Source organism: Acinetobacter sp. 228 (genome assembly GCF_048147885.1).
Genome location: NZ_JAYWYV010000005.1, coordinates 1 through 13,295, shown reverse-complemented (window position 1 = coordinate 13,295; position 13,295 = coordinate 1). Strand labels below are relative to the sequence as shown.

The 13,295-nt window shown below is 45.0% G+C and carries 13 protein-coding genes, 2 tRNA genes, 1 other RNA gene and 1 pseudogene; 8 read left to right on the top strand and 9 right to left on the bottom strand.

Annotated elements, in window-relative coordinates; genetic code table 11:
* Positions 1 to 29: 29 nt before the first annotated feature.
* Positions 30 to 134 (top strand): annotated as a pseudogene (locus VXQ92_RS05330) (antibiotic acetyltransferase); the annotation flags it as partial.
* Here VXQ92_RS05330 and VXQ92_RS05325 read toward each other — a convergent pair.
* From VXQ92_RS05325 to coaD, 5 genes are all read right to left on the bottom strand, one after another.
* A complete protein-coding gene (locus tag VXQ92_RS05325; protein ID WP_252146097.1) occupies positions 118 to 909 on the bottom strand; it encodes a hypothetical protein in 792 nt (263 codons plus the stop codon). The pseudogene VXQ92_RS05330 and the gene VXQ92_RS05325 sit on opposite strands and share 17 nt — an antisense overlap.
* A gap of 53 nt (positions 910 to 962) precedes the next feature.
* Positions 963 to 1,039: transfer RNA gene (locus tag VXQ92_RS05320), tRNA-Met, on the bottom strand.
* Positions 1,040 to 1,111: 72 nt separating this feature from the next.
* Positions 1,112 to 1,489: RNase P RNA component class A (rnpB, locus tag VXQ92_RS05315), an RNA gene on the bottom strand.
* A 26-nt stretch (positions 1,490 to 1,515) separates the two neighbouring features.
* Entirely contained in the window at positions 1,516 to 1,779 is a 264-nt protein-coding gene (locus VXQ92_RS05310; RefSeq protein ID WP_064102430.1) for a YfhL family 4Fe-4S dicluster ferredoxin, read from the bottom strand.
* 1 nt (position 1,780) lies between these two features.
* Positions 1,781 to 2,272, bottom strand: a complete 492-nt coding sequence (gene coaD, locus VXQ92_RS05305) for a pantetheine-phosphate adenylyltransferase (protein WP_416680756.1) — start codon at positions 2,270 to 2,272, stop codon at positions 1,781 to 1,783.
* Between the two features lie 139 nt (positions 2,273 to 2,411).
* Here coaD and smpB point away from each other — a divergent pair, with 139 nt between their 5' ends.
* Positions 2,412 to 2,891, top strand: a complete 480-nt coding sequence (smpB, locus tag VXQ92_RS05300) for an SsrA-binding protein SmpB (RefSeq protein WP_064096341.1) — start codon at positions 2,412 to 2,414, stop codon at positions 2,889 to 2,891.
* Positions 2,892 to 2,947: 56 nt separating this feature from the next.
* On the opposite strand, the gene VXQ92_RS05295 is transcribed toward smpB, so the two are convergent.
* From VXQ92_RS05295 to rluD, 3 genes are read right to left on the bottom strand one after another with little or no spacing between them, the layout of a single operon-like run.
* Positions 2,948 to 3,508, bottom strand: a complete 561-nt coding sequence (locus tag VXQ92_RS05295; protein ID WP_416680755.1) for a flavodoxin family protein — start codon at positions 3,506 to 3,508, stop codon at positions 2,948 to 2,950.
* 40 nt (positions 3,509 to 3,548) lie between these two features.
* Positions 3,549 to 4,289: a peptidoglycan editing factor PgeF gene (gene pgeF / locus VXQ92_RS05290; protein ID WP_416680754.1), complete on the bottom strand. Its 741-nt coding sequence runs from the start codon at positions 4,287 to 4,289 to the stop codon at positions 3,549 to 3,551.
* Between the two features lie 37 nt (positions 4,290 to 4,326).
* A complete protein-coding gene (gene rluD / locus VXQ92_RS05285; RefSeq protein ID WP_064102432.1) occupies positions 4,327 to 5,379 on the bottom strand; it encodes a 23S rRNA pseudouridine(1911/1915/1917) synthase RluD in 1,053 nt (350 codons plus the stop codon).
* Between the two features lie 71 nt (positions 5,380 to 5,450).
* On the opposite strand from rluD, the gene VXQ92_RS05280 reads away from it, so the two are divergent.
* A complete protein-coding gene (locus tag VXQ92_RS05280; protein ID WP_416680751.1) occupies positions 5,451 to 6,446 on the top strand; it encodes an outer membrane protein assembly factor BamD in 996 nt (331 codons plus the stop codon).
* Positions 6,447 to 6,642: 196 nt separating this feature from the next.
* Positions 6,643 to 8,562: a DNA primase gene (locus VXQ92_RS05275; protein WP_416680749.1), complete on the top strand. Its 1,920-nt coding sequence runs from the start codon at positions 6,643 to 6,645 to the stop codon at positions 8,560 to 8,562.
* A 138-nt stretch (positions 8,563 to 8,700) separates the two neighbouring features.
* On the opposite strand, the gene hemA is transcribed toward VXQ92_RS05275, so the two are convergent.
* Positions 8,701 to 9,990, bottom strand: coding sequence for a glutamyl-tRNA reductase (gene hemA / locus VXQ92_RS05270; protein WP_064096347.1), 1,290 nt, complete (start codon positions 9,988 to 9,990; stop codon positions 8,701 to 8,703).
* 79 nt (positions 9,991 to 10,069) lie between these two features.
* Here hemA and VXQ92_RS05265 point away from each other — a divergent pair, with 79 nt between their 5' ends.
* The 4 genes from VXQ92_RS05265 (at position 10,070) to VXQ92_RS05250 (ending at position 13,294) form a co-directional block, all read left to right on the top strand.
* Complete coding sequence (locus VXQ92_RS05265; RefSeq protein WP_416680747.1) at positions 10,070 to 11,782, top strand: tetratricopeptide repeat protein; 1,713 nt, start codon at positions 10,070 to 10,072, stop codon at positions 11,780 to 11,782.
* 7 nt (positions 11,783 to 11,789) lie between these two features.
* Positions 11,790 to 12,368: a lipoprotein insertase outer membrane protein LolB gene (gene lolB / locus VXQ92_RS05260; protein ID WP_064102435.1), complete on the top strand. Its 579-nt coding sequence runs from the start codon at positions 11,790 to 11,792 to the stop codon at positions 12,366 to 12,368.
* A 21-nt stretch (positions 12,369 to 12,389) separates the two neighbouring features.
* Positions 12,390 to 13,217 (top strand): 4-(cytidine 5'-diphospho)-2-C-methyl-D-erythritol kinase, encoded by an 828-nt coding sequence (gene ispE / locus VXQ92_RS05255; RefSeq protein ID WP_416680859.1) that lies wholly within the window; start codon positions 12,390 to 12,392, stop codon positions 13,215 to 13,217.
* Positions 13,218 to 13,219: 2 nt separating this feature from the next.
* A tRNA-Gln gene (locus tag VXQ92_RS05250) sits at positions 13,220 to 13,294 on the top strand.
* Position 13,295 lies beyond the last annotated feature (1 nt).

The following is a 13,295-nucleotide window of genomic DNA, read 5'->3' as shown; positions in this document are numbered from 1 at the left end:
TTCTCCCTTTTGGGCTGACACTATGATTAATAAAGCTCTATGACTTAGATGAAAAGCAGTTTTTAAAAATGCGTGAACAGTTGCAGACGGATGATTTTAGATCACTGCTACATGCCTTTACTGCGCTTGAATAAAAGGGATTAACGCCAAACTCCGCTGTTTATATTCGTCGATTTTATTATTCTTAAGCCAGTTTATATTCAAATAACTTAAACGCCATTCATAATAAGCCAATCCTACATCTCTATAGCTGATCTTAAGTACGGTCTCCTTCTGATCATCACAATAATTATTCTTTTTATCTTTCATATCTTTGTAGCAGGAAAGTCGATTCTGGTATTCGTAAAAAGGTAAATGCTCGAAGACCAGTTTTGTCTTTCCTTTTGGAAGTAATTGAATAAACTGTGCATTCTGTTCACCTGCATCATTTGAAACCCAGCCATGAATTAAGGCAATAGCATAACTATGCCGATTGAGTGGGTATAAGGCAGGATATATAAATTCTATACCACTCTTATCCTCTTTAAGCGCATAAACCTGTTGATACGTGGTTAGATCCCAATAATCAATGATTTGATATTTTCCAAGATTTTTTGAAAGCTGAATAATTTGTAAATTTTCATCAATTAAATAATATTTTTCAGCTTCAGCAATTTTAACTACCCAAAGTTTTGCATCACTCTCATCACAACTAAATTTTACTTTTTGACAAATTGATCTTATTTCTGCTTTGGAAATATTTTTTTCTTTAAAAGGAAGTGACTTAATTGAATCTGCAGCAAAAACAGGTAAAGCAATAAAGAAAATCAGAGTTGATAGTATTAAATTTTTAATCATCATACATATTCTTGTTATTTGTTTTATTTTAACTATTGTAGTGCTTTTCAGATTTTCCACCAACATCATCATCAAATATCAGACATAAAAAAACCCACTCAATCGGAGTGGGTTTTTTCAGAATATGGTGGCTATGACGGGACTTGAACCTGTGACCCCCGCATTATGAGTGCGGTGCTCTAACCAACTGAGCTACATAGCCTTAAACTGTGCGCGCATTATGGGATTTTCTTTAAAGAGCGTCAACCCCATATTGTGCTGTTTGATCAAAATTTGTTGAAGTGAGCCGATAAGCCGGGTTCTGTCGTGAACGATCATTCCTCTAGGCGCACAATCACTCATGCGCTCAAGCGACCTACCCGAATCCAGCATGGGCCATGCCTAATGGATTCCTATTTGGTCTTGCTTCCGGTGGGGTTTACCTCGCCATGAACTGTTACCAGCCATGCGGTGCGCTCTTACCGCACCCTTTCACCCTTACCTCCGATTCCGATTGCTCGAAAACATAATGAAGGCGGTCTTCTCTCTGCTGCACTTGCCGTCGGTTTGCACCGCCCAGGCGTTACCTGGCACCTTGCCCTATGAAGCCCGGACTTTCCTCCCCTGCTTCAATCACGGAGATTTCCACAGCAGCGATCGTCTGGCTCACTTCGAGCGGCATAGTACCAAATATCCAGACTAATTGCTTGATGTTTTTTGAGCAGTCAGTTTTTCATACTTGGCTTGCAGCTGTTCCTGCGTTTCAGCATGATTCGGATCCAGTGGAATACAATCCACCGGACAGAACAGCTGGCACTGCGGTTGATCATGATGTCCGACGCACTCCGTACACAGGTCCGAGTTAATTTCATAGATGACTTCACCCATGAAAATCGCCTCATTCGGGCATACAGGTTCACAGACATCACAGTTAATGCATTCATCGGTGATATATAAAGACACGCTACCAACCTTGTTGAAGTTTACGCTCGAAGGCAGCAACCACGTTTGGTGGTACAAACTTGGTTACATCACCTCTTAATCGAGCAATTTCACGCACTAAAGTGGATGAAATAAAAGAATATTGCTCTGAAGGGGTCAAAAACACTGCTTCAAAGTGGGAGTCCAGCTGCCGGTTCATATTGGCCAGCTGAAATTCATACTCAAAATCGGACACTGCACGCAAACCACGCAGTACAGCCGTCGCCTTTTGCTCACGAAAAAAATTGACGAGCAACCCATCAAAACCTACAAATTCAACATTGTCCAAATGACTCAATGACTCTTTCGCCAATGCAACACGTTCTTCCAGACTGAATACCGGATTCTTATGATGACCAATGGCAATCGCCACTACGACTTCATCAAACATTCGCGCTGCGCGTGCTACCAAATCAATATGTCCATTGGTAATTGGATCAAAAGTCCCCGGATAAATCACACGAGTTTTAGACATCCATTTGTACTCTGTTTGTTATGTAGAATCTTATTTTAGCAAAAACTTGTTTTTTTGGTGAATAATCCTCATTAATTTAAAAAACTTCACCTTATTTCTAGTTGCGGTACAATAGCAGCACGTTTGGAAGTATCAGATTATGGCGAAAGCATCTATTGTAGTAAAAAAAAATAATGGCGGTACCATTGCACTGAATAAACGTGCCCGCCACGATTATTTTATTGAAGAGAAATTTGAAGCGGGGCTTTCATTAAAAGGCTGGGAAGTCAAATCAATGCGCGCTGGGCGTATGACCATTGTCGAAAGCTATATTACCTTTAAAAATGGTGAAGCTTTCCTGTTTGGTGCTCAGGTTCAACCTTTGTTAAGCGCCTCGACCCATGTAGTGCCTGAAGCAACCCGTACTCGCAAGCTGTTGCTGAACCGTCGTGAAATTGAAAAATTGCAAGGTGCAATTAATCAAAAAGGTTATTCCTGCGTACCGTTGGCCTGCTACTGGAAAGGCCCGCATGCCAAGCTGGAAATTGCCCTGGTCAAAGGTAAGCAGCTCCATGACAAACGTGCTACTGAAAAAGACCGTGACTGGCAACGTGATAAAGCGCGAATTTTCCATAAATAATGGATTAAAAGTTGCATATAAAAAAACCTCCGCATTTGGAGGTTTTTTTTATGATTTTAAGTATGACTATTTAGTCGCGCAAGCGTCAGGGCAATATACTCACCAAACCAGAATGCAGTTTTTAAATCACCTTCAGGCGGGGTCAACTCTACTGGCGCATTATCCGACTGGGTCATTAAACCCAAAAAGCTCGACATCCGGTTCAGATCCGTGACGGCACGTCCTGTCGGCATTAATGGCAAGCCACTCCACAACATGCCATGCTGCATGGCGAACAGGTTGATCTGCTGCAATACTGCCAACTTGTCGCCACTGAGTCCGCCACCATTGGTAAAGGCTGCTGCCAGCTTACCCTGCCAGCTACGTGCCAGCCAGCGCTTGGAAGACTGTTCCATAAACAGCTTCATGGCAGCTGTCAGGCTACCCATATAGGTTGGACAGCCAAAGATAATCGCATTGGCAGCGTCCAGCACCTCCCAGTCTATATGTTCGACATTCATCATATGTACCTGAACACCGGTTTCCCGTGCACCATCGGCAATAAAATTTGCCACTTTAGCCGTGTGTCCATAAGGACTGTGATAAACAATCGCAACAGATTTGGAAGATAGGGACATAACGCTCAAAAGCCAAAAAATTCAGTTAAGTTTAACATTTTCATGTCATAAACACGAATGTCGCCATACGCCCGGTTTTAGCTTCGCGGCGATAAGAGAAATATTCATCCGCCTGACGATAAGAACACTGATCCCCACCCAATACGGTATTTATGCCGTGTTGCTGCAAGATATAACGCGCAATCGCATACAGGTCAGCATAATATTTACCAGCCTGTCCACCGGGCTGAAACGCACTGTCCAGTTCAGGATATTTCTCACAAAAAGCTGCTTTTACTTCAGCACCAATTTCAAAACAAGGTTGACTAATGGCTGCACCGAGCCAAGCCCAAGTCGGCGGAGTCTGCATGGCTGCAAGGGTATTTTCGATAATCCCACCCGCCAGACCGCGCCAGCCAGCATGCAAGTTCGCAACTTCCGTACCTTCCGTATTACCTAATACTACTGGCAAACAGTCTGCGGTCATCATCATTAAGGCATGCGCCTTACGCTGCGTCACCAGACCATCGCCGACCAGTGCCTCAAAAGGTATCTGCTCATTAATCGTATGACAGATGGTGCTATGCGTCTGGGTCATCCAGGTAATCTTATCTACACCAAAGGCAGCGAAATCCTGCAGTAAAGCCATACGATGCTGTTGTACCCGTTGCGCATTATCCTGCACATGCAAGGCCAGATTAAAACCTGCAAGTTCAGGCTGTGTAGATGGCTGCACTTTCGCATGATGGACACGGGTCTGACCCACATACACACCTTGTGGAAGTCCTGGTACAAATTGCATCTCGATTCCTTGCTTTGACGCGAGCTAAATAAAAAGATTAATAGGCTTTGTTTTCGGTACGCAGCACTTCTACCAGATTGGCAAAGTCTTCCGGCCACGGTGCTTCAAAGGTCATTTCTTCTTTGGTGCGCGGATGTTTCAGTCCCAGTTGCACGGCATGTAAAGCCTGACGCTTAAAGCCACGTAAAGTATCATCTAGCAATTGCGATGCGCCTGCAGGCATACGGACACGCGGCATATATACCTGATCACCCACCAGGCCATAGCCGATATAGCTAAAATGCACACGAATCTGATGGGTACGTCCGGTTTCCAGACGTGCCTGAACACGGGTGAAGTGCTGGAACCGCTCTTTAACATTGTAATGGGTTACTGCATCCTTGCCGCCTGGCAGAACTGCCATTTTTACACGATCCACCGGATGGCGTTTGATCGGCTCATCAATGGTGCCGCCAGCAATAATGTTGCCGTAAACCACCAGATCATAGAGACGATACACCGATTTCTTCTCAAGCTGTTTGCTTAAGGCAAACTGTGCTTCCAGATTTTTAGCAACCACCAATAAACCGCTGGTATCTTTATCGATACGATGTACCAGACCTGCTCGCGCCAGCTCAGAAGATTTTGGATAGTGGTGTAATAAAGCATTCACCAAGGTGCCCGAGGTATTGCCGGCACCCGGATGTACCACCATACCGACTGGTTTGTTGATGACGATAATATCTTCGTCTTCATAGATGATATCCAGTGGAATGTCTTCCGGCAGGCTGCGCGTTTGCGCTTCAAGCTCGACATTTAAGGTCAGGATTTCGAAACCATCACTTTTAAATTTAGGCTTGACCGGTTGGCCATTCACCAATAAATTACCTTCTTTGATCCATTGCTTTAATTTTTCTCGGGAAAAATCGCTCCAGACCATCGCTGCAATCTGGTCGATTCGTTGCCCGATATAAGTTTCATCCAGTTGAAATTGCAACGATAAACGTGTTGCAGTTGCTTCTGAAGTATGGTTATCTGCATCCTCAGAATCTTCAAGTAAATTGAAATCAGTATCAGGGATATTAGAATTGGAAGATTGTGCTTGACTCATTTGCTCATTCAGACAAAAGTGGTTTAATAGTGCAATTGTAGCTCATTGCCCGTATTAACAGAGGAATTTTTATGTCGCTACCACATTATAAAATGACAATGCTTGCTGTGACATTAGGCATTGCATCGGCAATGGTAGGCTGTAGCAGTAATCCAACAAAAAAAGACGTCGTGGATAAAGGTCCGGAATCTAGCGAACAGGTTTATATTCAAAAAGCACAGAAAGCGCTAGATCGTAATCAATATACCGATGCAGCAAAACAGCTAGAAGCGCTGGAAACTTATTTCCCGACCAGTCAGTACGCTCCACAAGCCCAGCTTGAGCTGTTGTATGTAAAATTCCAGCAAAAAGAATATGAAGCTGCAGTTACACTGGCAGAGCGTTTTATCCGTCTGAACCCGCAACATCCAAATGTCGACTACGCCTACTATGTACGTGGTGTCGCCAACATGGAACAGAATTATAACGGTCTGATGCGTTATACCTCACTGAAACAGTCACACCGTGATGTCAGCTACCTGAAATTGGCTTACCAGAATTTTGTCGATTTCATTCGCCGTTACCCATCTAGCACGTATGCAGTCGATGCAGCACAACGTATGAAGTTTATCGGTCAGGAACTGGCTGAACATGAAATGAATGCAGCACGTTTCAATATCAAGCGTAAGGCTTATCTGGCAGCAGTGGAGCGTGGCTTGTGGGTAATTGAACATTATCCTCAAACTCCGCAGATTCCGGAAGCCTTGGCAACAGTTGCCTATGGCTATGACAAACTGGGCGATAAAGCCACTTCACAGCAATATATTGAAGTGCTCAAACTGAACTATCCAGGCCTGGTGAATACCAATGGTACGGTGAACCTGCGTGCAGCACGTAGTGAAGGCAGTTTCTTTAACCGTGCAACCTTGGGTATTTTTGGTAAAGAAGCCAAGACTGTAACGGATCCTTCTACCCAGTCTCCAGAATCACAGGCAGAAAAACGCAGCCTGACCAATCGTATGACGTTTGGTTTACTCGACCGTCCGAAAAATACAACAACCGAGCAAGCTGAACCAACTGCTGAATAAGCCAACTGTTACAGGTGCATTTTTGCAAAGGGCAAGTTATCATACTTGCCCTTTTGCATTTTCTGAGCAATGCTTGAACAAATTGTGCAAAAAGGTTATACCAAGTAATTCATTGATAGGGTTGGAATAATCATCCGACTCTTAATTTTCAATAATTTAACTCCTAAATAACGCAGCACGAGAAGCTCAGCAGACCATGGCCATTCCTCAACATACGATTGATCAGATTCTCGATCGCACCGATATTGTCGATGTGATTGGTCAATACGTAAAACTAAAAAAAACTGGCCGTACTTATTCGGGCTGTTGTCCATTCCATCAGGAAAAATCACCCTCTTTTCACGTCTATCGTGACAAACAGTATTTTCACTGTTTTGGCTGTCAGGCTAATGGTAATGCCATCCGTTTTTTGATGGACATAGGCAGCCGTAATTTCGTCGAAGTAATGAAGGACCTGTCCAGCCAGACCGGCATCGAACTGCCTAAAGACAATACCGACTCCAATAAATTAAAATATAAACGTGAAGCAGCCAAACCTAAAATTGCGCCTGCTCAAGCTGTTCCACAAGCTCAGCCGCAACAAAATGCAGCAACAGAAAACAAGAGTGCTGCATCTACGGCGAGTTTTGACCCATTTGCAGAGTTTCAGGCAGCCGAACAGGATTTTTATGGTGACCCTTTTGCTTCTTTTGAACATCTGCCCATGGCGGAAGTTCAGCAAGATGGCAATCTCTATGATCTGCTGGAAAATATCGCGCAGTTCTATGAGCGCCAACTCCCAAATAGCTCAAGTGCTCAGCAATACTTCAAGCAGCGTGGTCTGACTGCAGAGACCATTGCTTATTGGCGCTTAGGCTATGCGCCTGAAGACTGGCAACATCTGGAAAAGGCCTTTCCTCAGGATATTGAGGGCTTAAAACTTTTAGGTCTGATTCGCACCAGCGACAGTGGCCGTGATTTTGACCTGCTGCGTGAGCGGGTTATTTTCCCGATCCGTGATACCAAGGGGCGCGTAGTCGGCTTTGGCGGCCGTGCCCTGAATGACGAGATCAAGCCTAAATATATCAACTCGCCAGATTCTGAAGTCTTCCATAAAAACCAGTTGCTGTACGGCCTCTATGAGGGCCGCAAACAGAAAGCCCAAGAATGGCTGATGGTCGAAGGCTATATGGATGTCATTGCGCTCCAGCAATATGGCATTCATGGCGCAGTAGCCACTTTAGGTACAGCCAGTAATACGGATCATCTGAATATTCTGTTCAAGCAGAGCAACCGGCTGACCATTGCCTTTGATGGGGACGCTGCCGGTCAAAAAGCAGCACGCCGTACTCTGGATATTGCCCTGCCCCTGCTGAATGATGGCCGAGAGCTGAAATTCTTTGTTTTGCCCGCTGACCATGACCCGGATTCATTGATCCGTCGTGAAGGGATAGAAAACTTCAGACGCTTGCTGGAACAGGCGCCGTTGATGTCGGACTTCGTGTTTGCCCATCTGACCCAAAATCAGGACATCACCACACCTGAAGGCAAGAGTCAGGTTATGGGTGAACTAAAAAATCTGACCGAGCTACTGCCCAAACACGGTTCCTTCCGTTATCTGCTGCAGCAATTTTTCCGTGAAAAACTGGGCTTTAACCGTAAATGGCAACCCAAGGTCAATACGGATGCATCCTTAAGCTTTAGTACCAAAATTGATGCCGAAGAATATGTAATTGCGATCTTGATGAATCACCCTTATCTGTATATTCATTTTGAACCGTTGCGCGCGCTGGTCTCTGAAGATCAGCTGCTGTTTAAAATTCTGAATATTCTGAATGTGATTTTTGATGACCTGCCGGATGACCCAGAACTGTCGATCTATTATGTGCTCGGTGCCTGCGCAGCCCATCATCATGAACTGCAGCATATTTTGCAGCATGCCAATGTCAGCGATTACACCTCATCGCCAGAACAGGCCGATAAGCTCGCGGCTGATTTTTCAACCAAGCTGCAATATCAGTGCTTGAAAAATAAGATTAAATCCAAGAAATTTAGCAGCATTGCTGAAATGAAAAACCTGAAAATGCAGATTTATGAGATTGATCGCAAACGCTCGATGACCCTGTTAGAAGACTGATTTTTCAAATTATTGATTCTTTTGAATCAAATGAAGTCAGACTAGATCACAGTATTATTTATAATTTTCTCAAATAATCAGGCTGGGTTTTATGTTGAAGTACAAATCCGCAAAGAACCAAGCCTCTCATCATGCTGATTACAGTGAGTGCCTGGATTTACGACGCTTCGCAACTACATTGCCCAGTTCTTCCTGTAACAGCTCAAAATAGGCAGGATCTTCCGCTTTGGCTGCTTCACGCAGCACAATAGAAGTTGGATGCAACAGTTTTTGGGTTAAGCGATGTGAAAAATCGGCCAGTACCGTTTCCGCCTTTTCGCCCTTGGCAATACGCTGCATTGCCAATGCCAGCTCTTCCTGACGTAATGTTTCCCCGTGGTCACGGTAAGCATGAATGGTCGCCCCGGCCTGTTTGACCTTTTGCTGGGTCAGCAGTTCTGTAGCCAACTGATTGACCATGATCTCGGCTTCAACCGCAGCCTGACGCCGCTGTGCCAGATTTTCCTCAATGACACTTTGCAGGTCATCGACCCCATACAGATAAACCCCGTCCAGGCTTTCTACTTTGGCATCAATATCACGCGGTACGGCCAGATCGACCAGCAGCATCTGCTGGTAACGGCGTTTTTTCAGTGCAGCCTTCACATCGGCAAAATGGATCACCTGATGCAAACTGCCGGTACAACTGGAAATGACATCGGCACGATGCAGATTTTCTGCAAGCTGATCAAAATCTATAATTTCGACCTCAACCCGATGTGCAATTTCCTGTGCCAGAATATCCGCACGCTCGCGGGTACGGTTACAGATAATGATCTTGCCTACCCCCATCTCTGCGAGGTGTTTGGCCACCAGACTGTTCATTTCCCCGGCTGCCACGATCATAATGGTCAGCTTGTCAGGGTGACTAAATACTTGCAGAGCAAGTTGCGCCACCGCATATCCCATCGAGACGGCATGGCTGCCGACAGCCGTTTCCGAACGCACGCGTTTGGCGGCATAAAAGGCATATTCAAAAATCCGGTTGAGATCACGCGAAACTGTATGAGAGTCTTTGGCCAAAGAGAGGGCGGTTTTGACCTGTCCCAGAATTTGCGGTTCACCCAACATCAGTGAATCCAAACCACTGGCGACACGCATCAAGTGAGTTACTGCCTGCGCATTTTCGTAACGATAGACATGCTGCTGCAGTTGCTTGACATCCACCCCATTTTTTTGGGCGAGCCAGTTCAGCACCATGTCAGCGTTTTCTGACATGGCATAAACTTCGGTCCTGTTACATGTAGACACCACCACCATGTCATTCAGTTCAGGGTGCTGGCTTTGTTCGGCAAGAATGTCTCTTAACTTTTCAGGGTTAAAAGCCACCTGTTCCCGCAATTCTACAGAGGCAGTTTGATGGTTGACACCCAATGCAAAGAAAGACATATCAGGTCATCATTTCACTAAATTTATGCTATTGTGCAACATCGGTGTCATAAAAAGCATTACTTGGATCAAGAAAAAATTGCGTCAAACAATCAGCCGTATCAACGGCCCTACAATTAAGCAATATTCTACCACATTCCTACTGGTGGGTAGCATGGCTTCGACTGCGCATCTCTATGCAGCGGAAGCAGTTTACCATGCAAATCAAAATTATGATGCGATAAAACAAAGTATGATGGCCGAGTTTGCCATCGCTGCCCATGACATTCCCACTGCTTTGCACAACTATACGGTGCTGGCGATCAAGAGCAACTCCACTTCAGTCAAACAGCGTGCGTTAAATGTCGCACTAGAACATAATGACTTGCAGGCGGCCCTGGACATTTCCACACACTGGGTGGTACAAGAGCCGCAAGATGTCCCTGCCCTATTTTATTTATCGCATATTGCTTTAAAAGCGCATGAGTATGAACTGGCTGCAGAGACCTTGGAAAAAATCCTGCAAATTGATGATAGTGCCGATCTGGAAGAAATTCTGGCAGGAATTTCCCCCGAAGGAACAGAGGATCGTACTTATCTGATTCAGGCTTTAAGCACCACCAAGGCTCGGGACAATCCGTCTATTCTCGTCCTTGTGGCCGGACTGGAAGCACAAAATGGCCAGTTGAAACAGGCATTAAACACAATTAACCGTGCCTTGAAGAAACGTCCAAAGGCAACTGGTTATATTCTAATGAAGGCCAACCTGCTGAGCGCGTTAGGCGACGCCAATGCCACACAGGAATGGTATGCAAAATCCAGCCGCAAGCACCGCAATAATCTGGACGTACGTCTGGCTGAAGTCAAATATCTGGTCAAGCTGAATGAAGCTAGTTTGGCGCTGAAAAAACTGCAGGATATTCTAAAAAAATGGCCGACTGCTGAAGAAGCCCTGTTTATTGCCGGACTGACCAGCATTGATCTGGAAGAATACGAAAAGGCCGAAAAATATCTGGTCGAACTGCGTTATTCTGCGCAGTATCAGAACGAAGCCTATTACTATCTGGCTGTCAATGCAGAACGCAAACAGCATTATGAAACGGCTAAAGCCTATTACCGTCTGGTCGATGGCAGTCTGTATACCGTATCACGTCGCAATATAATCTCAATTTTCGCCCAGCAGGATAAACTGCATGATGCACTGCGTTTCTTAACCCAGGAAAGGGTGAATTATCCGCAACATGCCAGCTTTCTCTATCTGGCCCAGGCAGATATCTTGACGCGTATGCAGAACAAAAAAGCCGCTATTCGCCTGCTGGAAGAAGCCAGCAAAAATCTGCCGGATGACCCTGAACTGGTTTACGCGCAAGTCCTGTTACTGGACCCGCACCAGGATCGCGTCAAGCTGGACGAACTACTCACTACTTTACTCAACATTGAACCGAATAGTCCGACCTATCTGAATGCCTATGCCTATACTCTGGCGATGCAGAACCGCCGTCTGGAAGAAGCACGTCGCTATGTCGAACAGGCACTGGAATATGCACCAGAACAGGCATCAATTTTGGATACCTATGGTTATATCTGTTATTTACAGAATGACTTTGCCACGGCTGCGGACGTGCTCTACAAAGCTTATCAGTTGAACCCGAATGTGAAGATTGGCGTGCGTTATGCCCGTGCGTTATACATGAAAGGTGATCTGCAACAATTTCATCAAGTGTTACAACAATTACAACAAAATCATCCAAATGACCCAGAATTGAAACAACTTAATTCGCTATTGTTAGCACCACAAACCCAAACGAGTTAATTTATTTATGCGCAATTTGAGCCAATTGGGTTGCTGTGCCTTTGCAGCAACTGCCTTATTCTTGACTGGCTGTCAGCAGATGATCAATCCACAAAAGCCCGTGACGCCTTCTGTCCAGGCAGACAATCAATTCCAGCTGCAAGGTAAAATTGGTGTTCGCACTCCTCAACAGACTGGCAGTGCATTCTTTACCTGGGTACAACAGCAGGAAGAATTTGATATTGAGCTCAGCGGTATCTTAGGCGTGGGTAAAACCCAAATTTCTGGCACCCCGGGACAAGTAACCTTAAACAGCGCAAAAACCGGTGTGATTCAAGCAGCCAGTGCCGAAGAATTACTGCAACGTGCAACCGGCTGGCAAGCACCGATCAGTTATTTAGTGGACTGGGTACAGGCCCGTCCTGCAACTACCTCTGCAAAATTACAAAAAGACGACACGCAACGGATTAGCCAGATTATGGAACAGGGCTGGACAGTCGATCTTAATTATAATGCGCAGGCCAGAATGCCAAACCGCTTGATTTTAAAGCAGTCACTTGAAAATGGCGCGGAAAACCGTATTACAATGATCATTGAAAACCGTTAATTGACCTGATTCCAGCCCATGATAATTCGTGTTCCCTCGCCTGCCAAACTGAATTTGTTTTTACATATTACCGGTCGCCGTGAAAATGGCTATCATGAACTACAAAGTATTTTTCAGCTGATTGACCTGTATGACTGGCTGGAGCTTGAACCAAGTGCCGATGATGCGATTCAGATTGAAGGTCTGGCCTCTGTCGATCTGGAACAGAATTTAATCTATCGGGCAATACAGTTGTTGAAGCCTTATGCCAAAACGCCTTGCGGGCTAAAGATCCGTCTGGAAAAAAACATTCCGATGGGTGCAGGTCTGGGTGGAGGGTCTTCCAATGCCGCGACGACCCTGATTGTAATAAACCAGCTCTGGCAGTGCGGTTTAAATGTTGAACAACTGGCAGAGCTTGGGGTCAAGCTAGGTGCAGATGTCCCGATATTTGTGCATGGTAAAAATGCCTGGGCTGAAGGCATTGGTGAACACTTAACATTCATAGACTTAGATCAAAAAAAATTCATTGTGTTAAAACCTGATTGTTTTATCAGCACTCAACTGCTTTTTTCGCAAAAAGCATTGACAAGAGACACGAAGAGCTCTAAATTTTGCGCCTATCAGGAAACGCCATCTGATTTTGGAAATAACTTTGAGCCACTGGCAAGAAGCTTATATCCTGAAGTCGATGAAGCAATGCAATATCTCGACCAGTTCGGAAAAGCAAAGCTTACAGGTACAGGTGCTTGTGTGTTTATTGAAGTCACTAAAAATCTGAATATCGAAGATATTCTTGCAAATGCACCATGTAAAGCTTACCTGGTCAACAGTTTACAAGAATCACCTTTAGTTCAGTTTAAAGTGTAGATAGGGGTATCGCCAAGTGGTAAGGCACCGGGTTTTGATCTCGGCATCCGTTGGTTCGAATCCAGCTACCCCTGCCAT

Bases quoted from the DNA above. Each gene is read 5' to 3' on its own strand.
- VXQ92_RS05325 (WP_252146097.1), bottom strand. From the start codon at position 909: ATGATGATGTTGGTGGAAAATCTGAAAAGCACTACAATAGTTAAAATA.
- coaD (WP_416680756.1), bottom strand. From the start codon at position 2,272: ATGTCTAAAACTCGTGTGATTTATCCGGGGACTTTTGATCCAATTACC.
- smpB (WP_064096341.1), top strand. From the start codon at position 2,412: ATGGCGAAAGCATCTATTGTAGTAAAAAAAAATAATGGCGGTACCATT.
- VXQ92_RS05295 (WP_416680755.1), bottom strand. From the start codon at position 3,508: ATGTCCCTATCTTCCAAATCTGTTGCGATTGTTTATCACAGTCCTTAT.
- pgeF (WP_416680754.1), bottom strand. From the start codon at position 4,289: ATGCAATTTGTACCAGGACTTCCACAAGGTGTGTATGTGGGTCAGACC.
- rluD (WP_064102432.1), bottom strand. From the start codon at position 5,379: ATGAGTCAAGCACAATCTTCCAATTCTAATATCCCTGATACTGATTTC.
- VXQ92_RS05280 (WP_416680751.1), top strand. From the start codon at position 5,451: ATGTCGCTACCACATTATAAAATGACAATGCTTGCTGTGACATTAGGC.
- VXQ92_RS05275 (WP_416680749.1), top strand. From the start codon at position 6,643: ATGGCCATTCCTCAACATACGATTGATCAGATTCTCGATCGCACCGAT.
- hemA (WP_064096347.1), bottom strand. From the start codon at position 9,990: ATGTCTTTCTTTGCATTGGGTGTCAACCATCAAACTGCCTCTGTAGAA.
- lolB (WP_064102435.1), top strand. From the start codon at position 11,790: ATGCGCAATTTGAGCCAATTGGGTTGCTGTGCCTTTGCAGCAACTGCC.